The sequence below is a fragment of the Halobacillus halophilus DSM 2266 genome (assembly GCF_000284515.1).
Classification (GTDB): Bacteria; Bacillota; Bacilli; order Bacillales; family Halobacillaceae; genus Halobacillus; species Halobacillus halophilus.
In genome coordinates this window covers 139,458-163,255 of sequence record NC_017668.1, presented here as the reverse complement: position 1 = coordinate 163,255, position 23,798 = coordinate 139,458, and the positions used below count along the sequence as shown (strand labels likewise).

The window sequence follows — 23,798 nt, the reverse complement described above, 5'->3', positions numbered from 1 at the left end:
TTAATAAAAAAAGACCCCCAACCAAAATGGTTGAGAGCCTTTGAAATGTTGATATCTTAACGCTTGGAGAACTGTGGAGCACGACGAGCACCTTTAAGACCGTATTTCTTACGCTCTTTCATACGTGCGTCACGCGTTAGCAATCCTGCGCGTTTTAGTGGTGTACGGTATTCTGGATCTGCTTCTAACAAAGCACGAGCGATACCGTGACGGATTGCACCAGCTTGTCCAGTGAATCCTCCACCGTCTACGTTTACATAAACATCATAGTTACCTTCTGTTTCTGTAACAGCTAAAGGCTGTTTCAGAATCATGCGAAGAGTTTCATATGGAAAGAAGTCTTCAGCATCACGTTTGTTGACTACTACACGACCAGTTCCTGGAACAAGACGTACACGAGCAGTTGATTTCTTACGACGTCCAGTACCGGAGTATTGTACTTGTGCCACTCTTGATTACCTCCTTTTATTATCCGCGAAGTTCGTAAACTTCTGGTTGTTGTGCTTCATGCTTGTGTTCGTTACCAGCATAAACATGAAGTTTCTTACCCATCTTACGTCCAAGGCTTCCTTTTGGCAGCATACCTTTAACAGCAAGTTCTAGCATTTGCTCTGGGTATTTCGTGCGCATTTCGTTAGCTGAACGGGCTTTCAAGCCACCTGGGTGGTTTGAATGACGATAGTAGATCTTGTCATTGATTTTGTTACCAGTCAATTGAATCTCTCCTGCGTTGATGATGATTACATGATCACCTGTGTCAACATGGGGAGTGTACGTTGGTTTATTTTTACCGCGAAGGATCGCAGCAACTTCGCTTGATAAACGGCCAAGTGTCTGCCCTGCAGCATCCACAACATACCATTTACGTTCCACGTTGTTTTCATTTGCCATGAAAGTTGTGCGCATGTCGGTTTCCCTCCTGAATTGTTAATTTTTACAAAGCTTCGTTTATTTATCTCAAATACGATTAGTTTCCGGGGCTAATCGTGGTATAGAAATAAAATGCCATAGAATATAATATAACACTCTTATTACTAATGTCAAGAGAATACACACCAGGAATCGTTGTTATTATAAAAAAAATTTATTATCCGCCCTTATTCATAATCAACCTTCCATAAGAAAAGTCCATGCGGAGGAGCCGTATTTCCTGCGAATTCACGATTCTCTTTCTCTAAAATAGACGGAATATCTGCTGGTTCTCTTTCGTGATGCCCTACTTCAAGCAATGTACCTACGATGATCCTCACCATATTATACAAAAAACCTGAACCTTTGAACTGAAAGATGAGTTCTTCACCTTTCTGAACTACAGAAGCCTGATGAATGGTGCGTACTTTGCTTCCTTTCACATCAGACTTTGGTGAACAAAAAGAAGTAAAGTTATGCTCCCCTTCTATATAGCGGCAAGCTTCTTTCATAGCGGGGACATCCAATTCTTTTCTAATATGATAATAATAATGGCGCTTAAAAATATTTGGTTCTTTAGAATTCCAAATGAAATAGCGGTATTCTTTTCCAGTGGTATCGTAGCGAGCATGAAAATCGCTGCTTACCGGTTCAGCCTTTGTTACCGTAATGTCTGCAGGAAGCATAGTAGCGAGGGCACGTTTCCAATTCTCCATTGGAAGCTTCAGCTCGGTATCAAAATGAATGACTTGTCCGATCGCATGAACCCCAGAGTCCGTTCGCCCAGAAGCTATCACTTTTATTTTCCGGCCCTTATGAATTTTAGTAAGGACTTTTTCTAACTTCTCCTGTACGGTTTTTCCATTTAGTTGAACTTGATACCCCGCATAGTTGGTACCGTCATATTGAATGATACATCGTATTCGCTGCAAAACGTTTTCCTCCATTTAACTTCTGGTTAAGAAAAGCCCGATCACTAATAAAATGAACATGATATATAAATAGACATCTGATTTACCTAACTGGAGCTCTCTTAATTTTGTCCGGCCTTCACCGCCTTGATAACCTCGCGCTTCCATGGCCATAGCAAGCTCCTCAGCTCTTTTAAAAGCACTGACAAACAAAGGTACCAATAGAGGGATTACCGCCTTCACACGGTCCTTAAATGAGCCTGTGCGGAAATCTACTCCCCGGGAAGCCTGTGCTTTTGATATTTTCTCTGTTTCTTGCATAAGAGTAGGAATGAATCTTAGAGAAATAGACATCATTAAGGCTAGTTCGTGTACAGGAAAGTTCACTTTTTTCAAGGGGCCTAACAGCTCTTCTATCGCATCCGTAATTTCAATAGGTGTAGTAGTAAATGTTAAAAGGGACGTCACCATGATTAATAGAAAGAATCGAAGGGATATGGCAGCTCCCTGAATGAGACCCTCTTCATATATTTCCCACCCTAATATACTAACCAATACCTCTCCCTGTTTGGTTACTATAAGGTGAAGCAGGAAAGTGAAAATTACCAAAAACCATACAGGCTTAAGGCCCTTCATAATATAACTTAGCGGGATACGCGAAGTGGCAGCACTTCCGATAGCAAAAAAAGCAAGAAGTCCATGACTCATAACAGAATTAGCAAAAAACACAATGATGACAAAGAAAAAAATAATCGCAATTTTAGACCTTGGATCCAGCCGGTGAACAAACGAATCACCCGGAATATACTGACCGATGATCATTGAATTACTCATACACCCGGTCCCCTTTCACTATACGGGTTAATTCCTTTGCTAATTCTGCTATGCTCTGACCCGTGTATTCAAGTTCAACTCCGAGCTGATTCCTGACTTTTGTTACAAACTGTATAACCTCAGGCACATCCAGCTGCACATCCTCAAGCGCTTGTTGTTGTTTAAAGATCTCCAGCGGAGCACCTTCCATATACACCTTACCCTGATTGAGAATCACAATGTGATCAGCATAAGCAAGTGCATCTTCCATGCTGTGAGTGACTAAGATCGTAGTAAGCTGCTTATCTTTATGCAGTCGATGGAACATATTCATAATTTCTTCTTGGCCATTAGGATCCAGACCTGCGGTGGGCTCATCAAGCACAAGTACTCGCGGATCCATGGCAAGAACTCCCGAAATAGCTACCCGACGCATTTGACCTCCGCTTAGGTCAAAAGGAGATCGTTCGAGAAGGTCCTCATGAATTTGAGTTGCTTTTACGGCTTCTCGTGTTCTTCGGTGGATTTCTTCTTGCGGCACCCCAAAGTTTTGAGGACCAAATGCAATATCCTTTGCTACGGTTTCCTCGAATAATTGGTGCTCTGGGTACTGAAAAACGACTCCCACTTGTTCACGAAGCTTTCTAAGCTGCTTGTTTTTTTTATTAGCCTTAAGATGATACTCTCCAACTTTCACCTCACCACTAGTCGGCTGAAGCAATCCATTCAAATGCTGTATAAGAGTTGATTTACCTGATCCTGTATGACCTATTACAGCGACGTAGGAACCGGAGTTGATCCTAAAGGACACCTCATCCAACGCTCGGTGCTCAAATGGGGTATTGGGTTGATAGGTGTAACTTACCTTGTTGAATGAAATGTCCATAATTCCTCCAGTAACTCCTGGTGATTAAGTGGCTCACGTGTTAGAGGCAGACCAGCATCCTTTAATTCATCTGCCAGTTTGCTTACAAAAGGAGTATCTAAGCCAATTTCAATTAATTGTTTCTTCTTCGTGAAGAGCTCTCTTGGAGTGCCTTCCATCCAAATCTCTCCCTTATTCATTACAATCACCCTGTCCGCCTGCGTAACTTCTAATAAATCATGAGTAATAGTGATGAGGGAGAGGTCCCGCTCGGATTGCACTTCACGAATGGTTTCCATAATTTCTTTTCGACCTTTAGGATCAAGCATAGCAGTTGCTTCATCCAGAATAATATATTGGGGCGATACGGCTAGAACACTGGCAATGGCGACTCTTTGTTTTTGCCCTCCGGAAAGCCGATGAGGTTCATGGCGTTCATAACCATTCATCCCAACGGCTTCTAAGCTCTCTGTAATACGTTCTAACATTAAGTCTCTTGCCATACCGTGATTCTCCATACCAAAAGCTACGTCATCTCTAACAGTGGTACCGACAAACTGGTTGTCCGGATTCTGAAAAACCATTCCTACTTTCCTCCGTATATCCCATACAGTAGAAGCGGTAACAGGCTGACCATCTACTAAGATTTCCCCTTCTTGAGGAAATAACAAACCGTTCATTAACTTAGCAATGGTAGATTTCCCGGAGCCGTTATGCCCAATCATCGCTACCCATTCATTATTATAAATCGTAAAACTTACGTCTTTCAGAACCCACGGCATATCTTCCTGGTACCGAAATGAAACATTTCTAAACTCGATCTGAGTGTTCCCCATACATTTCCCCTCCACTCATCTGACTATTTCCCAGGAAATACGACATATTTCTGGATTTCAGACCTTTGCTTACATCCATAACATATTTTTGAGACCTTCAGGCCGAAGTAGATATAGTATTTTTGACAAATAAAAAAAGGGCTGGATTCAACCTCACGATGAGATTCATTCCTGCCCTTTTATACCAGTGGTAGTCATTAAACTAATTCAATGATCGCCATTTTAGCTCCATCACCTTTACGCTCGCCTAGCTTAAGCACGCGAGTGTAACCACCTTGACGGTCCTCATAGCGTGGGCCAATGTCAGAGAATAGCTTTTGTAAAGCTGTTTGATCTCCTTCTTCATCAGCGTCAGCCTTATAGAGGAATGACTCAGCTTGACGACGGGCATGAAGATCGCCGCGTTTACCTAGAGTAATCATTTTTTCTACCACAGAACGAAGCTCTTTTGCTTTAGCTTCTGTTGTTTCTAAACGCTCATGAATGATCAAGTCGGTCGCTAAGTTGCGAAGAAGCGCCAAACGTTGATCAGTTGTACGTCCTAGTTTTCTAGCCATTGATAATCCCTCCCTTACCGTTAACTCTGTGATGCTCTATTAATCAGTCTTCTTTTCTTAAACCTAGTCCAAGTTCATCCAACTTATACTTCACTTCTTCAAGTGACTTGCGTCCAAGGTTTCGGACTTTCATCATATCTTCTTCCGACTTATTCGCAAGTTCCTGTACTGTGTTAATACCAGCACGCTTCAAGCAGTTGTATGAACGAACGGAAAGATCAAGCTCTTCAATCGTCATCTCAAGAACTTTCTCTTTTTGGTCCTCTTCTTTTTCAACCATGATTTCAGCTTTTTGAGCTTCATCCGTTAAGCCGACAAAGATATTGAGGTGCTCCATATAGATCTTAGCTCCAAGAGAAATGGCTTCTTCGGGACGAATGCTTCCGTCTGTCCACACGTCCAAAGTAAGTTTATCGAAGTTTGAAGTTTGACCAATTCTTGTATTTTCAACTTGATACGTTACACGGGATACTGGCGTAAAGATTGAATCAACCGGGATCACGCCAATTGGCAGGTCCTCATGGTTGTTTCCTTCTGCAGGTCGATATCCTCGACCACGTTCCGCTGTAATACGCATGCGAAGATTAGCTGTGCTATCTAATGTGGCGATATGAAGATCCGGGTTAAGAACTTCAACATCACTATCATGCGTAATATCTGCAGCTGTGACTTTTCCTTCACCCTGCACATCAATCTCTAAAGTCTTTTCTTCGTCAGAATAAACTTTCAAAGCTAGTTTCTTCAAATTCAAAATGACAGTGGTTACATCTTCTACGACACCATCAATAGTCGAGAATTCGTGAAGAACACCCTCAATTTGAACTGATGTTACAGCAGAGCCAGGAAGTGAGGATAATAGGATACGACGCAAGGAGTTACCTAGAGTTGTACCATACCCACGCTCAAGCGGTTCTACGACGAACTTACCAAAAGTGGACTCATCGCTGATCTCAACCGTTTCAATTTTTGGCTTTTCAATTTCGATCATTTACACTAAACCCTCCTTCAAAACGTCGAAACCCCGGTTAGACTTTGGTCTAACCGAAATTCCTCAGGTAGGCAGTTCCGATACAAGACAACTGCTTTTTTCACTGTCTACATGCGCTTGATTTAAAAACCTATCATAACCCATTATAGACAGGGTGACAAATTCTATTCAGAACTATTATACGCGACGACGTTTTGGTGGACGGCAACCATTGTGTGGAACTGGAGTCACGTCACGGATTGCCGTGATATCAAGACCAGCTGCTTGTAGTGAACGGATCGCTGCTTCACGACCTGCACCAGGGCCTTTAACTGTAACTTCTAGAGTTTTCATACCGTTGTCCATAGCATCTTTCGCTGCAGCTTCTGAAGCCATTTGAGCAGCAAATGGAGTAGATTTACGGGATCCTTTGAAACCAAGGGAACCTGAACTGCTCCAGCTGATGACGTTTCCTTGAACATCAGTGATCGTAACGATTGTGTTGTTGAATGTAGAGCGGATGTGTGCCATTCCCGACTCTATATTCTTTTTCGCCTTACGTTTACGAGTACGTGTGTGTCCTTTACGTGCCATAAGGTTAGCTTACCTCCTTTATCTTTCGTTTATTTACGCTTGTTGGCCACTGTACGACGTGGGCCTTTACGTGTACGAGAGTTGTTTTTTGTCTTTTGTCCACGAAGCGGAAGCCCGCGGCGGTGACGGATTCCACGGTAAGAACCGATCTCAATCAAACGTTTAATGTTTAGAGAGTTCTCACGGCGAAGATCACCTTCAACGTTTTGGTTATCAACTGCTTTACGAATCTTAGCAAGTTCGTCTTCTGTAAGATCGCGAACACGAGTGTTCTCTGAAACGCCGGCTTCAGCCAGAATCTCAGCAGCTAGTGATTTACCAACACCATAGATATAAGTTAATGAAACGACGATGCGCTTATCGCGCGGAACGTCTACACCTGCTATACGTGCCATGTGCTACGTACACCTCCTTCAGATTAACCTTGTTTTTGTTTATGCTTAGGGTTTTCACAGATTACCATGACTTTACCTTTTCGTTTGATGACTTTGCATTTTTCGCAAATTGGTTTTACAGAAGGCCTTACCTTCATCATCCATACCTCCTTTAAGATCGGAGTTTTTATTTATAACGGTACGTAATACGTCCTTTACTTAAATCATACGGGGATAGCTCAACCGTCACTTTGTCCCCTGGCAGAATTCGAATGAAGCGCATGCGAATTTTACCAGAAACGTGTGCTAATACGGTATGACCGTTCTCGAGTTCAACCTTAAATTGTGCATTTGGTAAGGTTTCAACGATTGTCCCCTCAACTTCAATTACATCGTCTTTCGCCATCGAGTTGATCTCCCTTCTTCAAATCAGTCACTGCTTCATTGACATATTTTGATACGGCAAATCGAAGCTTGCCATTTGTGACACGACCAGTTTCTAGAAGGCTGTTCTGGACTTCCGGAGAGATGAAATCCATAAGCTCAATATGCTGCAAATTCTTTTTCTTTGGTCGATCATACTTACGTTTCTCTCCGTCGGCAAGCAGCACAAAGCGGCCATCCAGTACATCGATAACTACCGCATACTGTCCTGCCTCACGCCCCTGCACAATACGAACAATTTGACCTATTCGTGGACTCGACTCAGATTCGTTCAAACACGATCACCTTCATTTAGGATTTAGTTAATACTTCGTAACCCTCTTCTGTAATCGCGATGGTGTGTTCAAAATGCGCACACATTTTACCATCTTTTGTGACCACAGTCCAACGATCTGGCAGGGTTTTCACGTAACGTGTCCCCGCGTTCACCATTGGTTCTACAGCCAATACCATTCCAGGCTTGAGTCGAGGACCTTTATTCGGCGGACCGTAATGAGGTATCTGGGGATCCTCATGAAGCTCCTTGCCTACTCCGTGTCCCACATACTCACGTACAATCGAATATCCTTTCGATTCTGCGTAGCTTTGAATGGCATGGGATATATTTGAAAGGCGCTCACCCGGGTTTGCTTCATCAAGTCCTTTGAACAATGATGTCTCTGTCACTTTTAGCAAATCCAATGTTTTATCATCTACAGTGCCGACTGGGTACGTCCAAGCCGAGTCACCATGATAACCTTGGTGTTTAGCACCAATATCAATACTGATAATATCTCCTTCATCCAATACCCGATCACCAGGTAATCCATGGACGAGCTCTTCATTGACCGACGTGCAAATACTACCACGGAATCCATTATAACCTTTAAAAGATGGGATTGCATCCATACTGCGTATGAAATCATCAGCAATCTTATCCAATTCGCCAGTCGTTATGCCTGGGTGGATATTTCTTTCCAGCTCCTGGTGCGTTAAGGCGACTATCCTGCCAGCTTCACGCATGATATCTAATTCCCGTGGTGTTTTACAACTAATCATTTAGATAGGTCTCCAAGTACTTCATCAATGTTTTTGAATACGTCGTTGATATCCTTATCCCCTTCAAAAGACACTAAATATCCTTTGTCGCGATAGAAGTCCAGAAGTGGCTGCTGTTGTTCCACATTCACTTCAAGGCGCTTCCTTACAGTTTCCGGTTGATCGTCTTCTCGCTGAATCAACTCAGAGCCATCATGATCGCATTTCCCTTCCTCTTTTGGAGGATTGAATACTACATGATAAGTGGCACCGCAAGTCGGGCAGATGCGTCGTCCAGTCAGACGCTCGATGAGTTGGTCTTTTGGAACATCAATATGAAGCACATGATCTAACGTGTCATCCATATCGCTTAACAAATTCTCAAGGGCGTCAGCTTGAGCAATGGTTCTCGGAAAGCCATCCAGAAGAAAACCTTCCTTACAATCCGGTTTGCTCAGACGCTCGCGAACGATTCCGATGGTAACTTCATCCGGAACCAATTCGCCTTTGTCCATATATGATTTTGCTTCCTTACCTAGCGCTGTTCCTTCTTTGATAGCTAAACGGAACATATCTCCAGTTGAGATATGAGGGATGTTATATTTTTCGACTATCTTCTCTGCCTGTGTGCCTTTACCAGCACCAGGAAGACCCATCAGAATTAAGTTCAACGTGTTCCCCTCGCTCTCATTATTCATTAGTTCTTCACTAATTATTTAATAAAACCTTTATAGTGACGTTTCACAAGCTGACTCTCCAGCTGTTTCATCATTTCCAGAGCAACCCCAACAACGATGAGTAAGCTGGTTCCGCCAATTTGAACGGTTGGCGGCAGTTGTGCCACAGAACCTAAGATGATCGGCAGGATTGAGACAGCTGCCAGGAAGATAGATCCTACAAACGTTAACCGGTACATCACTCGTGTCAAATACGTTTCTGTATTTGCACCAGGACGTATCCCCGGGATATACCCGCCTTGTTTCTTCAGGTTCTCTGCCATTTGTTCTGGGTTAACCTGAACAAATGTATAGAAATAAGTGAAGGCAATGATCAACGCTACATAGATAATCATTCCAGGCCAATTCTGGTAATCAAAGATATATTGAATAACAGATGCTATTTCACTATTTTCGAAGAATCCAGCTACTGTTCTAGGCGCGATAATAAAGGATATCGCGAAGATTACTGGAATTACTCCTGCAGCATTAACCTTGATTGGTAAATGTGTTGAATGTCCTCCAACAGGAGAACGGTTTACCAAGCGCTTGGCATACTGGATAGGAATTTTACGCAATGCCTGCTGGATGAAAATAACTCCAACTACAACGGCTACTATAACAAGTGCGATTAACGCAATGATCACAAGATTGATAAACAGTTGCTCTCCTGCACCGGAGATATACTGATCATACAACTGGTTTACACCGGTAGGAATCGCAGCTACAATACCCGCAAAAATCAGAATGGAAATACCATTTCCGACGCCGTGGGATGTGATTTGTTCACCAAGCCACATAAGGAAAGCTGTTCCGCCTGTTAATACCAGAGCAATTACCAGGAATTTCGTTACGCCTGGATCCGCGATCAACTGACCGCCTGCCAGAGCATTAAAACCAATCGACATTCCAATTGCCTGAATGAAAGCGAGAGCGATCGTTCCATAGCGGGTAAACTGAGCTAATTTTCGACGGCCGACTTCACCTTGCTTTTTCCATTCCGCAAACTTAGGGACAACATCCATCTGTAACAATTGCATGATGATTGAGGCTGTAATGTAAGGCATGATCCCCATGGCAAAGATGGAGAAGTTCTGTAATGCCCCGCCTCCAAATGTGTTCAAAAAGCCGAAAGCGTTTTGTTCATCCATGAAGTTAATAGCATCTCTGTTTGTAAATGGTACAGGGATGAATGTCCCTAACCGGAATACGATCAGCATAGCTAAAGTGAAAAAGATTTTCCGCCGAATATCACCCACGCGCATAAAATTGGAGATTGTACGGAACATTAAATCACCTCAGTTTGACCGCCCGCTGCTTCAATTGCTTCTTTCGCTGAAGCAGAGAACTTATGAGCTTTCACTGTAAGTTTTTTATCGATAGATCCTTTACCAAGAACTTTAATTCCGGATTTTTGGTTGCTTACCGCACCAGATTCAAGCATTAGTTCAGGAGTAACCTCTGTTCCCTCTTCAAAACGGTTAAGAGCATCAAGGTTGATAATCGCAAATTCCTTACGGTGTACGTTAGTGAAACCACGTTTTGGAAGACGCTGGAATAGTGGCATTTGTCCACCTTCGAAGCCTGGACGAGTTTTGCTGCCAGAGCGCTGACCCTGTCCTTTGTGGCCACGACCGGATGTTTTACCATTTCCAGAAGCCATTCCACGACCTACACGATTACGTTCTTTACGAGCGCCTTTTGCCGCTTTTAGTTCATGCAGTTTCATGCGAGCACCTCCTTATTTCTTTTCTAGTTAAACTTCTTTAATCGATACAAGGTGAGATACCTTATTAGCCATACCTCGGATCGCTGGGTTATCTTCAAGTACGACAGTTTGGCGGATCTTATTCAGACCCAGCGCCTTGACAGTAGAGCGTTGATCCTTCGGTCTACTAATAACACTGCGCGTGAGGGTAATTTCTAATTGTTTTTTAGCCATTATATTTCCCTCCTTATCCTACAGTTCTTCTACGGACTTCCCACGAAGTCTTGCAACGTCTTCTGCGCGCTTAAGCTCGCTAAGTCCAGTAAGTGTTGCACGCACCATGTTAATAGGTGTGTTAGAACCTAGTGACTTAGAAAGGATGTCTTGGACACCTGCAAGCTCAAGTACCGCACGGACAGGTCCACCTGCGATGACTCCAGTACCTTCAGCAGCTGGTTTCATCAAGATGCTTCCTGCACCGAAACGTCCAGTAATCTCGTGTGGAATAGTCGTATCTTTAATTGGTACTGTGATTAGGTTTTTCTTAGCATCATCAATTGCCTTCTTGATAGCTTCTGGTACTTCTTGAGCTTTTCCTGTACCAAAACCTACATGACCATTTTTATCTCCTACAACAACCAATGCAGCAAAACGGAAACGGCGTCCGCCTTTTACAACTTTTGCAACACGATTGATTGTTACTACGCGTTCTTCAAGATCTAATTTATTAGGGTCAATTTTGTTATTCATTTATGTCCCTCCTTTAACGATTAAAATTGTAGGCCGGCTTCACGCGCGGCTTCTGCTAGAGCTTTCACACGTCCATGGTACAAGTAACCTCCGCGGTCAAATACTACGATATCATAACCGTTATCAACCGCACGCTTCGCAAGCAATTCGCCGACTCTTTGAGCAGCTTCTACGTTACCTGTTACGTCTAGATCAAAGCCGTTTTCCATAGTAGATGCGCTCGCTACAGTTACTTGGCTCTCGTCATTGATTAATTGAGCATAAATGTGTTTGTTAGAGCGATACACGTTCAAACGCGGACGTTCAGCTGTTCCGAAAACATTCTTACGAACGCGTGCATGACGCTTTTTACGAACGACATTCTTATCTGCCTTTGTGATCATCTGGGTCACTCCTTTCTATACATTACCTACGAATCTTACTTACCTGTTTTACCTTCTTTACTGCGTACACGCTCACCCTGGTAACGAATACCTTTACCTTTATAAGGTTCTGGTGGACGGATCGCACGAATTTTGGCAGCAACAGCTCCGACTAATTCTTTGTCGATACCTTTGATGGTTAATTTCGTGTTGGTAGGGACTTCAATTTCAATACCTTCGCGGTTCGGGACCTCAACAGGGTGGGAATAGCCAGCGTTAATAACTACTTTTTCTCCCTGCTTTTGAGCACGGTAACCTACACCAATAATTTCAAGGGATTTTTCGTATCCTTTGGAAACACCTTCAACCATGTTAGCGATCAGGCTGCGGGTAGTACCGTGAAGAGCACGATGTTCTTTGTGGTCACTAGGACGCTCTACTGAAAGAACATTATCTTCAATCTTCACTGTCATGTCCTTGTGGAAAGTACGAGTCAATTCGCCTTTTGGACCTTTTACTGTGATCGTATTGTTATCCTGATTGATTTCTACACCTTCAGGAATTTCTAATGTTTTTAAACCTACGCGAGACATATTTTTGCACCTCCTGTCTTATCTGAGTTTTCTACCAGATATAAGCTAGGACTTCGCCACCGATGGCTTGTTCACGAGCTTCTTTATCTGTTAATACACCTTTTGAAGTAGATACTACGGCTATACCAAGTCCATTAAGAACTTTTGGAAGCTCTTCAGCTTTTGCGTAAACACGTAGTCCTGGTTTACTGATACGTTTCAGCCCGCTGATTACACGTTCGTTGCTTTGTCCGTATTTAAGGAAGATGCGAAGAACGCCTTGTTTACTGTCTTCAACATATTCATAATCACGTACAAAACCTTCACGTTTTAGAATGTCAGCAATTTCTTTCTTCATGTTGGAAGCTGGAAGCTCAAGCTTCTCGTGACGTACCATGTTAGCGTTACGAATACGCGTAAGCATATCTGCAATTGGATCTGTCATTGTCATAACTCATTTACCTCCTTCCCTGTCTCGGGTTTACCAGCTGGCTTTTTTGACACCAGGGATTTGTCCTTTATATGCAAGTTCACGGAAACAAATACGGCAAAGCTTAAACTTACGAAGTACAGAGTGAGGACGTCCGCAACGTTCACAGCGTGTGTACTCACGTACTTGATACTTCTGGTTACGCTTCTGTTTCGCGACCATAGATTTTTTAGCCACTATTTTCCCTCCTTATGGTTAGATCGTTATTTCTGAAACGGCATACCGAATTGAGTCAATAGCTCACGAGCTTCTTCGTCAGAATCAGCTGTTGTAACGATAACGATGTCCATACCACGCACTTTATTTACTTTATCGTAATTAATTTCTGGGAAAATTAATTGTTCTTTAACGCCAAGTGTGTAGTTTCCACGTCCATCAAAAGCTTTTTTAGAAATACCACGGAAGTCACGCACACGTGGTAGAGATACTGAGATAAGCTTTTGGAAGAATTCATACATACGCTCTCCGCGAAGGGTAACTTTTGCACCGATAGGCATACCTTCACGTAGACGGAAACCTGCGATTGATTTCTTAGCTTTCGTAATGACAGGTTTTTGACCTGAAATTAATGTTAATTCTTCTACTGCTGTATCCAGAGCTTTTGCGTTCTGAACAGCATCACCAACACCCATGTTGATAACGATTTTCTCGACTTTAGGCGTCTGCATAACTGACTCATATTCAAATTTGTTCATCAAAGATGGAACAATTTCTTCTTGATATTGTTTTTGTAGTTCGTTCATCGTGTGGCCCTCCTTTCATATCTGGATTATTTATCTAGTGCTTCACCAGATTTTTTCGCGATACGAACTTTCTTACCGTCCTCGACTTTGTATCCAACACGTGTTGGCTCGCCAGTCTTAGGATCGATCGGTAATACGTTAGAAACGTGGATAGATGCTTCCTGTGTCAGGATTCCACCTTGGGGATTTTCTTGTGATGGTTTAGCGTGTTTTTTAACTTCGTTAACACCTTCTACAAGAACACGTTCCTTTTTAGGATAAGCTTCAAGGATCGTCCCTTGCTTGCCTTTATCCTTACCAGTAATAACCATTACTTTGTCACCTTTTTTTACGTGCATGCTTCGCGCACCTCCTTAACAAGGCATTTCGTTCGAACATTATAATACTTCTGGAGCTAGAGATACGATCTTCATGAATTTAGCTTCACGAAGTTCACGAGCTACCGGTCCAAAGATACGGGTACCGCGCGGTCCTTTATCATCACGAACGATTACTGCTGCGTTTTCATCGAAACGAATGTAAGAACCATCTTTACGGCGCATACCGCTTTTAGAACGTACGATAACTGCTTTAACTACCTCACCTTTTTTAACAACGCCCCCTGGTGTTGCTTGTTTCACAGTTGCGGTGATAATGTCACCGATATTTGCTGTTTTACGACCAGATCCGCCCAAAACTTTAATCGTTTGGATTTCACGGGCACCAGAGTTGTCTGCAACTTTTAAACGAGACTCCTGTTGAATCATACCATGTAACCTCCCTTCGGATTAACTCCGAGCGAACTTTAATTAGATAATTACGGACTCTTCTACTACTTCTAGCAGGCGGAAACGTTTCGTTGCTGATAGCGGACGAGTTTCCATAATACGGACAACATCTCCAGTTTTAGCCTGGTTATTTTCGTCATGAGTCTTGAATTTTTTAGAATACTTTACGCGTTTGCCATAAAGTTTGTGGAATTTGTAAGTTTCAACTAAGACAGTGATGGTTTTATCCATTTTGTCAGATACGACACGGCCAGTGTAAACTTTACGATTGTTACGTTCAGTCATGTGAGGGTGACCTCCTCTCATCTATTAGTTATTTACGCCTAGCTCACGTTCACGAGCAACAGTTTTCATGCGTGCAATGGACTTGCGAACTTCACGAATACGTGCAGTGTTCTCAAGTTGACCTGTTGCCAGCTGAAAGCGCAGGTTAAAAAGTTCTTCTTTTAGAGACTTAACTTTTTGTTCAATTTCGGCAGTGGTTAATTCGCGGATTTCATTAGCCTTCATTGATTTCACCACCAATTTCTTCACGTTTTACAAATTTAGTACGAATCGGAAGTTTGTGAGATGCAAGGCGAAGTGCTTCGCGTGCCACCTCTTCAGAAACTCCTGCGATTTCAAACATGATTTTCCCTGGTTTCACTACAGCTACGAAACCTTCTGGAGCACCTTTACCGGAACCCATACGAACTTCTAGGGGTTTAGCAGTATAAGGCTTGTCAGGGAAGATTTTGATCCAAACTTTACCGCCACGTTTCATATAACGAGTCATCGCAATACGCGATGCCTCGATTTGACGGGCTGTGATCCACGCTGGATCGATAGCTTGCAAACCATATTCTCCGAATGATACTTCAGTACCGCCTTTTGCACGGCCTTTTAAGCTAGTACGGTGCTGTTTACGATATTTAACACGTTTTGGCATTAACATAATGCTTTTCCCCCTTCCTTACTTGTCTGTTTTAGTTGGAAGGACTTCTCCACGGTAGATCCACACTTTTACACCAAGTTTTCCGTAAGTGGTGTCTGCTTCTGCAGTTCCATAATCGATGTCTGCACGAAGTGTGTGTAGTGGTACTGTTCCTTCACTGTAATATTCTGCACGAGCGATATCCGCGCCACCTAGACGACCAGATACTTGGGTACGAATACCTTTGGCTCCTGCACGCATAGCGCGTTGAAGTGTTTGTTTTTGAGCACGACGGAAAGAAACACGGTTTTCTAACTGACGAGCGATATTGTCAGCTACAAGTGTAGCATCCAAATCAGGCTTTTTAACTTCCACAATGTTAATGTGAACGCGTTTGCCGGTCAAGTCATTGAGAGCTTTACGAAGCGCTTCAACTTCAGAGCCGCCTTTACCGATAACCATACCTGGTTTCGCCGTGTGTACGGTGATGTTTACGCGGTTAGCTGCACGTTCAATTTCAACAGTAGAAATAGCAGCGTCTTTTAGACGTTTTTCAACAAATTCACGAATCTTAATATCTTCATGTAACAAGTCTGCGTAGTCTTTGCCAGCGTACCATTTGGATTCCCAATCACGGATGACGCCGATACGAAGACCTACTGGATTAATTTTTTGACCCACTGATTATCCCTCCTTTTTTTCTGATACGACCACTGTAATGTGGCTGGTACGTTTATTAATTTGGCTTGCACGTCCCATCGCACGTGGGCGGAAACGTTTAAGAGTTACACCTTCATTAACAAACGCTTCGGAAACATATAAATTCTCCGGATCCATTTCATAATTGTGTTCTGCATTTGCAATCGCAGAGTTAAGAAGTTTCTCAACTACTGGAGATGCGCCGCGCTGTTTTAGATTCAATGTCGCGAGCGCTTCACCTACCTCTTTCCCCCGAATCAGATCGATAACTAATCGGGCTTTGCGAGGAGCGATGCGAACGGTTTTAGCAACTGCTTTAGCTTGCATTAGAGTGCCTCCTCTCTACTTAGCGTTTTGTTTTCTTGTCATCGCCAGAGTGTCCCTTGAACGTACGGGTTGGCGCGAATTCACCTAGCTTATGTCCGACCATATCTTCTGTCACATAAACTGGTACGTGTTTACGTCCGTCATAAACGGCAATTGTGTGTCCGACAAAGTTAGGGAAGATGGTAGAACGACGAGACCATGTCTTCACCACTTGGTGTTTACTGTCTTCGTTCAACTTCTCAACTTTTTTCATTAAATGATCATCTACAAAAGGTCCCTTTTTCAGGCTGCGGCCCATGAATAAACCTCCCTTCGCAATTGAAAGACGGGTATTATCGCCCGCCCGACAATTCCGTTATTTTTTACCTCTTCTACGAACGATATATTTATCAGACTGCTTGTTGCGTTTTCTTGTCTTGTAACCAAGAGTTGGTTTACCCCATGGAGTAACAGGAGAAGGCATACCGATTGGCGCACGGCCTTCACCACCACCGTGTGGGTGATCACTAGGGTTCATAACAGAACCACGTACGGTTGGGCGCTTGCCTTGCCAGCGGGAACGTCCAGCTTTACCAACGCTGATTAGTTCGTGCTCAAGGTTACCAACTTGACCGATTGTTGCACGGCAAGTGCTTAGTACGAGGCGAACTTCACCAGAAGTTAAGCGAACAAGAGTGTATTTTTCTTCACGACCTAGAATTTGAGCAGATGCGCCTGCAGAACGTACAAGCTGCCCTCCGCGTCCAGGCTTAAGTTCTACGTTGTGAATGATTGTACCTACAGGAATATCTTTCAATGCAAGAGAGTTACCTGGTTTGATATCTGCACCTACACCAGAAATGATTTCCGTGCCAACCTTCACTCCTTTTGGAGCCAGGATATAACGCTTTTCTCCATCAACGTAGTTGATTAGCGCAATGTTAGCGGAGCGGTTCGGATCGTATTCAATCGTAGCAACGCGTCCAGGTATTCCATCTTTATCACGTTTAAAGTCGATGATACGGTATTGACGCTTGTGACCTCCGCCTTGATGACGAACTGTCAGCTTACCTTGGTTATTACGTCCACCACGTTTGTGAAGTGGAGTAACAAGGGAGCGTTCAGGTTTGTCAGTGGTAATTTCAGCGAAATCAGATACTGACATGTGTCTGCGACCATTTGTAATTGGTCGGAACTTTTTAATCGCCATCTTTTTTCCCTCCTTTTTAATTAAGATTTATAGTTTATACTTCAAAGAATTCTAGTTCTTCGCTGTCTTCAGTCAAAGTAACTACTGCTTTCTTACGATCAGAACGGTAGCCGCCATAGCGACCCATACGTTTAAATTTACCTTTAAGGTTCATCGTGTTAACTGAATCAACACTTACATTAAAGATTTCTTCAACTGCTTTTTTAATTTCAGTTTTGTTAGCGGCTGGGCTAACTTCAAACGTATATTTCTTTTCTCCCATAAGGTCAGCAGATTGCTCAGTTATGACAGGGCGCTTAATAATATCACGTGGTTCTTTCATTATGAGAGCACCTCCCCTGCTTTTTCGGCTGCTTCCTTCGTTAGGATCAGCTTATCATGCGTTAGTAAGTCTAACACACTTACTTCTTCTACAGATGAACTTTTCACTGTAGGGATATTGTTAGAAGAAAGAGTTACATTTTCATCTTTCTCTGCTGTGACAATCAATGCCTTTTCGTTTACATCTAGAGCTTTAAGAAGGCTTACTACTTCTTTAGTTTTTGGAGCGTCTAGAGATAGACTCTCAAGAACGATAATGTTCTCTTCTTTTACTTTAGAAGAATAAGCAGACTGTAGAGCTAAGCGACGTACTTTTTTAGGCATTGTGTAGCTATAACTGCGTGGTGACGGACCAAATACAGCTCCACCGCCAACCCATTGCGGGGCACGGATGGATCCTTGACGTGCACGGCCAGTACCTTTTTGGCGCCATGGCTTACGTCCACCGCCGCTCACTTCAGAACGCCCTTTAACTTTGTGTGTGCCTTGGCGAAGATTCGCGCGCTGCATCAACACAGTTTCGTGTAATACGTGAGTATTAGGTTCGATCCCAAATACGGCATCATTCAATTCGACATCTCCAACATTAGAGCCGCTTTGGTTTAATAGTGCTACTTTAGGCATGACATATCCTCCCTTCCGTTAATTATTTGCTAGCCTTGATTGCACTTGAGACTTTAACGTACGATTTTTTCGCACCTGGTACATTACCTTTGATAAGCAGCAAGTTACGTTCAGCGTCAACTCTAACTACCTCAAGGTTTTGAAGGGTTACTGTTTCGCTACCCATTTGTCCTGGCAATTTTTTGCCTTTTAGTACGTGGTTTGGATCAATTGGACCCATTGTACCTGGACGACGGTGATAGCGGGAACCGTGTGTCATAGGTCCAGTAGATTGGTTATGGCGCTTAATTGCACCCTGAAATCCTTTACCTTTTGAAGTTCCTGTAACATCAATCACATCACCAGCTTCGAAAATATCCACCTTAACCTCTTGACCAAGTTCGTAGTCATCAAGGTTTGCATTACGGAATTCACGAACGTAGCGCTTAGGTGTTGTGTTTGCTTTTTCAGCATGACCTTTAGCTGCTTTTTTCAAACGATTTGATTTTTCATCAGCAAAACCAAGTTGGATTGCTTCATAGCCGTCATTTCCTGTTGTTTTCTTTTGAAGAACAACGTTTGGCTCAGCTTGTACAACTGTTACTGGAATTAACTCACCGTCTTCAGAAAAGATTTGAGTCATGCCGACTTTGCGTCCTAAGATTCCTTTCGTCATCCGTTACACCTCCTATATAGTTCAGTTTTATTTATAATTTGATTTCGATATCCACACCAGATGGTAGATCCAAACGCATCAATGAATCAACGGTCTGTGGTGTTGGATTGACAATGTCGATAAGACGTTTGTGCGTGCGCATTTCAAACTGTTCACGAGCATCTTTGTACTTGTGTGTAGCACGAAGTACTGTATAGATAGAACGTTCAGTTGGAAGCGGAATTGGACCAGATACATTAGCTCCAGAACGCTTCGCTGTGTCTACAATCTTCTCAGCTGATTGATCTAAAACCCTATGATCATACGCTTTTAAACGAATACGAATTTTCTCTTTTGCCATTATTTTCCCTCCTTCTTCGCCCATTTTTGAAATAGACATTCTCCGCGAAAAAACTTGACTCACTAGCCATGGCAAAGGGGCCGGGTGTGTCAACAACCTTTCGCTTCATCGCCTTTTATGACCAACATTACTCATTATATAGAAGAAATCCGGTCAATGCAAGGATAAATCCATAATTTTTATATATGAACACCTAAATCATTATACTAACCTTTCAGATCAAATTCAAGGGTTTCTCTATTATTAGGTGCTGCTTATAAAACAAACTGAACTTATTGCGATGAAGATTATATTTCGCTCCAAAATTTCCATCTTCCATTACAACAAAAGAAAACCCTTATTTCAACCATTTTCCCACAAAAAATGAGCAGCAGCTTTTCAGCTGCTGCTCACTCAATTATTCAGCAATTATTTAGTGATTTCACTAACAACGCCAGAACCTACTGTACGTCCACCTTCACGGATTGAGAAACGAGTTCCGTCTTCAATCGCGATTGGGGAAATAAGTTCAACAGTCATTTCAACGTTATCGCCAGGCATAACCATTTCTACACCTTCTGGAAGTTGAATGACACCAGTTACGTCCGTAGTACGGAAGTAGAACTGTGGGCGGTAGTTTGAGAAGAATGGAGTATGACGTCCACCTTCGTCTTTAGCTAGTACGTAAACTTCAGCTTTGAAGTTTGTGTGTGGCGTGATAGAACCAGGTTTAGCTAGAACTTGACCGCGGTTGATATCTTCACGGTTAACACCACGTAGTAGTGCACCGATGTTGTCGCCTGCTTCAGCATAGTCTAGAAGCTTACGGAACATTTCAACACCAGTAACGGTAGTCTTGCGAGCTGTTTCAGCCATACCGATGATTTCAACATCGTCACCGACTTTAACTTGTCCACGCTCAACACGGCCTGTTGCAACAGTACCACGACCAGTGATTGAGAATACGTCCTCAACTGGCATCATGAATGGTTTGTCAGTGTCACGATCTGGAGTTGGGATGTGCTCATCAACAGCATCCATAAGGTCATAGATTGCTTGCTCGTACTGCTCTTCGCCTTCAAGTGCTTTAAGAGCAGAACCGCTGATTACTGGAGCATCGTCACCATCAAAGTCATACTCAGAAAGTAGATCACGAACTTCCATTTCTACTAGTTCAAGAAGCTCTTCGTCGTCTACCATGTCAACTTTGTTAAGGAATACAACGATTGCTGGTACACCTACGTTTTTAGAAAGCAGGATGTGCTCACGAGTTTGTGGCATTGGACCGTCAGCTGCAGATACAACTAGGATCGCGCCGTCCATTTGAGCAGCACCAGTGATCATGTTTTTAACATAGTCAGCGTGACCTGGGCAGTCAACGTGTGCATAGTGGCGGTTTTCAGTTTCGTACTCAACGTGTGCAGTTGAGATTGTGATTCCACGTTCGCGCTCTTCAGGAGCACCGTCGATCATGTCATAAGCCATTGCAGATCCAGATCCAGAACGCTTGTGAAGTACTGTAGTGATTGCTGCAGTTAGTGTTGTTTTACCGTGGTCAACGTGTCCAATTGTACCAATGTTAACGTGGGACTTGGACCGGTCGAATTTTTCTTTACCCATAGTATATTTCCTCCTTTAATTAAGTAGCGATATATTTAAATTGAAATATTTATATGAAGCTCAGGAGCGAGCATCTAAACCACGCTCCTAAGCTTACATTACAAGTTATACTTCAACTCGTCAAAAAAATCAATTACTCACCAGAATTTTTCTTGATGATTTCTTCTGAGATGCTCTTCGGCACTTCTTCGTAGTGGTCAAAGTGCATCGTGTAAGTTCCACGTCCTTGTGTGTTGGAGCGAAGCGATGTCGCATAACCAAACATTTCGGATAGTGGTACAAATGCTTTAACAACCTGTGCGTTACCACGAGTTTCCATACCTTCTACACGTCCACGACGTGAAGTTACGTCACCCATGATATCGCCCATGTATTCTTCCGGAATGACTACTTCAACTTTCATCATTGGTTCAAGAAGAACTGGTTTACATTTGTTTTTAGCTTCTTTAAGAGCCATTGATGCGGCAACCTTAAAGGCCATTTCATTGGAGTCAACATCGTGGTATGAGCCATCATATAGAGTGGCTTTGATGTCGACCATTGGGTAACCGGCTAATACTCCGTTATCCAAGGATTCTTTGATTCCCTGTTCTACGGATGGGATGTATTCACGCGGTACTACACCACCAACGATCTTGTTTACGAATTCAAATCCAGCACCTTCATCGTTAGGTTCGAATTCAACCCATACGTGACCGAATTGTCCACGGCCACCGGACTGGCGTACGAATTTACCTTCAACTTGAGCGCTAGCACGGAATGTCTCACGGTAAGCAACCTGTGGAGCACCGATATTCGCTTCAACTTTAAACTCACGGCGGAGACGGTCCACGATAATGTCAAGGTGAAGCTCACCCATACCAGCAATAATCGTTTGACCAGTTTCCACGTTTGTTTCAGTTTGGAAAGTCGGATCCTCTTCCGCAAGCTTACCAAGGGCAATTGCCATTTTATCTTGGTCGGCTTTGGATTTCGGTTCGATAGCTACAGAGATAACCGGCTCAGGGAATTCCATAGATTCAAGAATAACAAGACTCTTTTCATCACATAGAGTGTCGCCTGTACCCGTATCTTTAAGTCCAACAGCACCAGCGATATCACCGGCATAAACTGTTGAGATCTCTTCACGAGAGTTGGCGTGCATTTGCAGGATACGACCTACACGTTCACGCTTATCTTTCGTGGAGTTCTTCACGTATGAACCAGCGTTAAGCTTACCAGAATATACGCGGAAGAATGTTAGTTTACCTACATAAGGGTCTGTCGCGACTTTAAAAGCCAGCGCAGAGAACGGAGCGTTGTCGTCAGCTTTACGAACAACAGGCTCATCTGTCTGCGGAACATGACCTTCAATTGGAGGTACATCCAGTGGAGATGGAAGGTAATCAATTACTCCATCAATCAATAGCTGAACACCTTTGTTTTTGAAAGCAGAACCACAGAAGACAGGATAGAAATCAACGCTTAGAGTAGCTGTACGAACGGCAGCTTTAAGCTGCTCATTCGAGATTTCTTCCCCTTCAAGGTATTGCATCATCAAGTCTTCATCAAGTTCCGCTACAGCTTCAAGAAGTTTTGTGCGGTACTCTTCAGCTTGCTCTTTGTATTCATCTGGAATCGGGCGTGATTCTGCACGAGTACCCAAGTCATCCATGTAATAGTAAGCTTCCATAGTAATCAAGTCGATGATTCCTTCGAATTCATCTTCTGCTCCTATTGGAAGTTGTACGGCAGCCGCATTAGCTCCAAGGCGCTCTTGCAGAGTACCAAGGGAGTAGATGAAATCTGCCCCTACTTTATCCATCTTGTTTACGAACACAATACGGGGTACACCGTAAGTTGTCGCTTGACGCCATACTGTTTCCGTCTGTGGTTCAACACCAGACTGAGCATCTAGTACAGCTACAGAACCATCAAGTACACGCAGGGAACGTTCAACCTCAACTGTGAAGTCTACGTGTCCTGGTGTGTCAATGATGTTAATACGGTGATCTCTCCATTGAGCAGTGGTCGCTGCGGAAGTAATGGTAATTCCGCGCTCCTGTTCCTGCTCCATCCAGTCCATTTGGGAAGCTCCTTCGTGAGTTTCACCAATCTTGTGGATACGTCCTGTGTAGAAAAGAATACGCTCGGTGGCTGTTGTTTTACCAGCATCAATGTGAGCCATTACACCGATATTACGTGTTCTTTCCAAGGAGAACTCTCTAGGCATGATTCTTTCTCCTTTCCAATTGTAAGGTTATTTGTTTGATGATTACCAACGATAGTGAGCGAATGCTTTGTTAGCTTCCGCCATCTTGTGCATTTCTTCACGGCGCTTAACTGCTGCACCTGTGTTATTACCTGCATCTAGAATTTCGTTAGCAAGACGCTCTTCCATTGTTTTTTCTCCGCGAAGACGCGCATAGTTAACAATGAAACGCAATCCTAGTGCCTGACGACGTTCAGGGCGAACTTCTACAGGTACTTGGTAGTTGGAACCACCAACACGACGAGCGCGTACTTCCAATACAGGCATTACGTTTTTCATAGCCTGATCGAAGATTTCCATAGCGTCATTGCCGCTGCGCTCTTGAACTAATTCGAAAGATTTATAAAGAATCTTTTGTGCCTTCCCGCGTTGACCGTCAACCATAATCTGGTTGATCAAACGAGTGACAAGCTTAGAGTTGTACATCGGATCTGGTAACACATCACGTTTAGCTACTGGACCTTTACGTGGCATATGTTCCCCTC

Annotated in this window: 39 protein-coding genes and 1 pseudogene; all 40 read right to left on the bottom strand. The window is 43.2% G+C overall.

What is annotated here, in order from left to right:
• Positions 1-56 precede the first annotated feature (56 nt).
• Positions 57-449 (bottom strand): 30S ribosomal protein S9, encoded by a 393-nt coding sequence (rpsI, locus tag HBHAL_RS00910; RefSeq protein ID WP_014641454.1) that lies wholly within the window; start codon positions 447-449, stop codon positions 57-59.
• 19 nt (positions 450-468) lie between these two features.
• On the bottom strand, positions 469-906 hold the full coding sequence (gene rplM, locus HBHAL_RS00905; RefSeq protein WP_014641453.1) for a 50S ribosomal protein L13: 438 nt from the start codon (positions 904-906) through the stop codon (positions 469-471).
• A gap of 191 nt (positions 907-1,097) precedes the next feature.
• Positions 1,098-1,841 (bottom strand): tRNA pseudouridine(38-40) synthase TruA, encoded by a 744-nt coding sequence (truA, locus tag HBHAL_RS00900; protein ID WP_014641452.1) that lies wholly within the window; start codon positions 1,839-1,841, stop codon positions 1,098-1,100.
• Between the two features lie 15 nt (positions 1,842-1,856).
• Entirely contained in the window at positions 1,857-2,654 is a 798-nt protein-coding gene (locus tag HBHAL_RS00895) for an energy-coupling factor transporter transmembrane component T family protein (RefSeq protein WP_014641451.1), read from the bottom strand.
• Positions 2,647-3,519, bottom strand: a complete 873-nt coding sequence (locus tag HBHAL_RS00890; protein WP_014641450.1) for an energy-coupling factor ABC transporter ATP-binding protein — start codon at positions 3,517-3,519, stop codon at positions 2,647-2,649. The genes HBHAL_RS00895 and HBHAL_RS00890 overlap by 8 nt, the downstream gene beginning before the upstream one ends.
• A complete protein-coding gene (locus tag HBHAL_RS00885) occupies positions 3,495-4,334 on the bottom strand; it encodes an energy-coupling factor ABC transporter ATP-binding protein (RefSeq protein WP_014641449.1) in 840 nt (279 codons plus the stop codon). The genes HBHAL_RS00890 and HBHAL_RS00885 overlap by 25 nt, the downstream gene beginning before the upstream one ends.
• A gap of 197 nt (positions 4,335-4,531) precedes the next feature.
• A complete protein-coding gene (gene rplQ / locus HBHAL_RS00880) occupies positions 4,532-4,891 on the bottom strand; it encodes a 50S ribosomal protein L17 (protein WP_014641448.1) in 360 nt (119 codons plus the stop codon).
• 43 nt (positions 4,892-4,934) lie between these two features.
• The gene (locus HBHAL_RS00875; protein ID WP_014641447.1) at positions 4,935-5,879 is read right to left on the bottom strand and encodes a DNA-directed RNA polymerase subunit alpha; all 945 of its coding nucleotides are present in this window, start codon (positions 5,877-5,879) and stop codon (positions 4,935-4,937) included.
• Between the two features lie 177 nt (positions 5,880-6,056).
• Positions 6,057-6,452 (bottom strand): 30S ribosomal protein S11, encoded by a 396-nt coding sequence (gene rpsK / locus HBHAL_RS00870; RefSeq protein ID WP_014641446.1) that lies wholly within the window; start codon positions 6,450-6,452, stop codon positions 6,057-6,059.
• Positions 6,453-6,481: 29 nt separating this feature from the next.
• Positions 6,482-6,847, bottom strand: coding sequence for a 30S ribosomal protein S13 (gene rpsM, locus HBHAL_RS00865; protein WP_014641445.1), 366 nt, complete (start codon positions 6,845-6,847; stop codon positions 6,482-6,484).
• A 23-nt stretch (positions 6,848-6,870) separates the two neighbouring features.
• Entirely contained in the window at positions 6,871-6,984 is a 114-nt protein-coding gene (gene rpmJ / locus HBHAL_RS00860; protein WP_002509257.1) for a 50S ribosomal protein L36, read from the bottom strand.
• 29 nt (positions 6,985-7,013) lie between these two features.
• Entirely contained in the window at positions 7,014-7,232 is a 219-nt protein-coding gene (gene infA, locus HBHAL_RS00855; RefSeq protein ID WP_014641444.1) for a translation initiation factor IF-1, read from the bottom strand.
• Positions 7,210-7,545 (bottom strand): KOW domain-containing RNA-binding protein, encoded by a 336-nt coding sequence (locus tag HBHAL_RS00850; RefSeq protein ID WP_014641443.1) that lies wholly within the window; start codon positions 7,543-7,545, stop codon positions 7,210-7,212. Before HBHAL_RS00850 ends, infA begins: the two co-directional genes overlap by 23 nt.
• Positions 7,546-7,561: 16 nt before the next feature.
• A complete protein-coding gene (map, locus tag HBHAL_RS00845) occupies positions 7,562-8,308 on the bottom strand; it encodes a type I methionyl aminopeptidase (RefSeq protein ID WP_014641442.1) in 747 nt (248 codons plus the stop codon).
• Positions 8,305-8,958 carry an adenylate kinase gene (locus HBHAL_RS00840; RefSeq protein WP_014641441.1) on the bottom strand — a complete coding sequence of 218 codons (654 nt, stop codon included), beginning with the start codon at positions 8,956-8,958 and terminating at the stop codon, positions 8,305-8,307. Before HBHAL_RS00840 ends, map begins: the two co-directional genes overlap by 4 nt.
• Positions 8,959-8,999: 41 nt before the next feature.
• On the bottom strand, positions 9,000-10,292 hold the full coding sequence (gene secY / locus HBHAL_RS00835; protein WP_014641440.1) for a preprotein translocase subunit SecY: 1,293 nt from the start codon (positions 10,290-10,292) through the stop codon (positions 9,000-9,002).
• Positions 10,292-10,732, bottom strand: a complete 441-nt coding sequence (gene rplO, locus HBHAL_RS00830) for a 50S ribosomal protein L15 (protein WP_014641439.1) — start codon at positions 10,730-10,732, stop codon at positions 10,292-10,294. Before rplO ends, secY begins: the two co-directional genes overlap by 1 nt.
• Before the next feature lie 27 nt (positions 10,733-10,759).
• Complete coding sequence (gene rpmD, locus HBHAL_RS00825) at positions 10,760-10,945, bottom strand: 50S ribosomal protein L30 (protein WP_014641438.1); 186 nt, start codon at positions 10,943-10,945, stop codon at positions 10,760-10,762.
• 18 nt (positions 10,946-10,963) lie between these two features.
• A complete protein-coding gene (rpsE, locus tag HBHAL_RS00820) occupies positions 10,964-11,461 on the bottom strand; it encodes a 30S ribosomal protein S5 (RefSeq protein ID WP_014641437.1) in 498 nt (165 codons plus the stop codon).
• Between the two features lie 20 nt (positions 11,462-11,481).
• Complete coding sequence (rplR, locus tag HBHAL_RS00815) at positions 11,482-11,844, bottom strand: 50S ribosomal protein L18 (protein ID WP_014641436.1); 363 nt, start codon at positions 11,842-11,844, stop codon at positions 11,482-11,484.
• A gap of 35 nt (positions 11,845-11,879) precedes the next feature.
• A complete protein-coding gene (gene rplF / locus HBHAL_RS00810) occupies positions 11,880-12,416 on the bottom strand; it encodes a 50S ribosomal protein L6 (RefSeq protein WP_014641435.1) in 537 nt (178 codons plus the stop codon).
• A gap of 31 nt (positions 12,417-12,447) precedes the next feature.
• The gene (gene rpsH, locus HBHAL_RS00805; protein WP_014641434.1) at positions 12,448-12,846 is read right to left on the bottom strand and encodes a 30S ribosomal protein S8; all 399 of its coding nucleotides are present in this window, start codon (positions 12,844-12,846) and stop codon (positions 12,448-12,450) included.
• Positions 12,847-12,876: 30 nt separating this feature from the next.
• Positions 12,877-13,062 carry a type Z 30S ribosomal protein S14 gene (locus HBHAL_RS00800; RefSeq protein WP_014641433.1) on the bottom strand — a complete coding sequence of 62 codons (186 nt, stop codon included), beginning with the start codon at positions 13,060-13,062 and terminating at the stop codon, positions 12,877-12,879.
• 26 nt (positions 13,063-13,088) lie between these two features.
• Entirely contained in the window at positions 13,089-13,628 is a 540-nt protein-coding gene (gene rplE / locus HBHAL_RS00795) for a 50S ribosomal protein L5 (protein WP_014641432.1), read from the bottom strand.
• Positions 13,629-13,654: 26 nt separating this feature from the next.
• Positions 13,655-13,966: a 50S ribosomal protein L24 gene (gene rplX, locus HBHAL_RS00790; RefSeq protein WP_014641431.1), complete on the bottom strand. Its 312-nt coding sequence runs from the start codon at positions 13,964-13,966 to the stop codon at positions 13,655-13,657.
• A gap of 39 nt (positions 13,967-14,005) precedes the next feature.
• Entirely contained in the window at positions 14,006-14,374 is a 369-nt protein-coding gene (gene rplN / locus HBHAL_RS00785; RefSeq protein WP_014641430.1) for a 50S ribosomal protein L14, read from the bottom strand.
• A gap of 42 nt (positions 14,375-14,416) precedes the next feature.
• The gene (gene rpsQ / locus HBHAL_RS00780) at positions 14,417-14,680 is read right to left on the bottom strand and encodes a 30S ribosomal protein S17 (protein ID WP_014641429.1); all 264 of its coding nucleotides are present in this window, start codon (positions 14,678-14,680) and stop codon (positions 14,417-14,419) included.
• Positions 14,681-14,704: 24 nt separating this feature from the next.
• A complete protein-coding gene (rpmC, locus tag HBHAL_RS00775; protein ID WP_008636054.1) occupies positions 14,705-14,905 on the bottom strand; it encodes a 50S ribosomal protein L29 in 201 nt (66 codons plus the stop codon).
• Positions 14,895-15,329, bottom strand: coding sequence for a 50S ribosomal protein L16 (gene rplP, locus HBHAL_RS00770; RefSeq protein ID WP_014641428.1), 435 nt, complete (start codon positions 15,327-15,329; stop codon positions 14,895-14,897). The genes rpmC and rplP overlap by 11 nt, the downstream gene beginning before the upstream one ends.
• Positions 15,323-15,989: pseudogene (gene rpsC / locus HBHAL_RS00765) on the bottom strand (30S ribosomal protein S3). Before rpsC ends, rplP begins: the two are co-directional and overlap by 7 nt.
• Positions 15,990-15,992: 3 nt before the next feature.
• Positions 15,993-16,334 carry a 50S ribosomal protein L22 gene (gene rplV / locus HBHAL_RS00760; protein WP_014641426.1) on the bottom strand — a complete coding sequence of 114 codons (342 nt, stop codon included), beginning with the start codon at positions 16,332-16,334 and terminating at the stop codon, positions 15,993-15,995.
• Positions 16,335-16,353: 19 nt separating this feature from the next.
• On the bottom strand, positions 16,354-16,632 hold the full coding sequence (rpsS, locus tag HBHAL_RS00755; protein WP_014641425.1) for a 30S ribosomal protein S19: 279 nt from the start codon (positions 16,630-16,632) through the stop codon (positions 16,354-16,356).
• 57 nt (positions 16,633-16,689) lie between these two features.
• Positions 16,690-17,523, bottom strand: a complete 834-nt coding sequence (rplB, locus tag HBHAL_RS00750) for a 50S ribosomal protein L2 (RefSeq protein ID WP_014641424.1) — start codon at positions 17,521-17,523, stop codon at positions 16,690-16,692.
• A 34-nt stretch (positions 17,524-17,557) separates the two neighbouring features.
• Positions 17,558-17,845, bottom strand: a complete 288-nt coding sequence (rplW, locus tag HBHAL_RS00745) for a 50S ribosomal protein L23 (protein ID WP_014641423.1) — start codon at positions 17,843-17,845, stop codon at positions 17,558-17,560.
• A complete protein-coding gene (rplD, locus tag HBHAL_RS00740; RefSeq protein ID WP_014641422.1) occupies positions 17,845-18,468 on the bottom strand; it encodes a 50S ribosomal protein L4 in 624 nt (207 codons plus the stop codon). The genes rplW and rplD overlap by 1 nt, the downstream gene beginning before the upstream one ends.
• Positions 18,469-18,490: 22 nt before the next feature.
• The gene (gene rplC, locus HBHAL_RS00735) at positions 18,491-19,123 is read right to left on the bottom strand and encodes a 50S ribosomal protein L3 (protein ID WP_014641421.1); all 633 of its coding nucleotides are present in this window, start codon (positions 19,121-19,123) and stop codon (positions 18,491-18,493) included.
• Between the two features lie 31 nt (positions 19,124-19,154).
• Positions 19,155-19,463 carry a 30S ribosomal protein S10 gene (gene rpsJ, locus HBHAL_RS00730; RefSeq protein WP_014641420.1) on the bottom strand — a complete coding sequence of 103 codons (309 nt, stop codon included), beginning with the start codon at positions 19,461-19,463 and terminating at the stop codon, positions 19,155-19,157.
• 408 nt (positions 19,464-19,871) lie between these two features.
• Positions 19,872-21,062, bottom strand: coding sequence for an elongation factor Tu (tuf, locus tag HBHAL_RS00725; RefSeq protein ID WP_014641419.1), 1,191 nt, complete (start codon positions 21,060-21,062; stop codon positions 19,872-19,874).
• Between the two features lie 133 nt (positions 21,063-21,195).
• Positions 21,196-23,274: an elongation factor G gene (gene fusA / locus HBHAL_RS00720; RefSeq protein WP_014641418.1), complete on the bottom strand. Its 2,079-nt coding sequence runs from the start codon at positions 23,272-23,274 to the stop codon at positions 21,196-21,198.
• A gap of 42 nt (positions 23,275-23,316) precedes the next feature.
• Positions 23,317-23,787 carry a 30S ribosomal protein S7 gene (rpsG, locus tag HBHAL_RS00715; protein WP_014641417.1) on the bottom strand — a complete coding sequence of 157 codons (471 nt, stop codon included), beginning with the start codon at positions 23,785-23,787 and terminating at the stop codon, positions 23,317-23,319.
• Between the last annotated feature and the right edge of the window lie 11 nt (positions 23,788-23,798).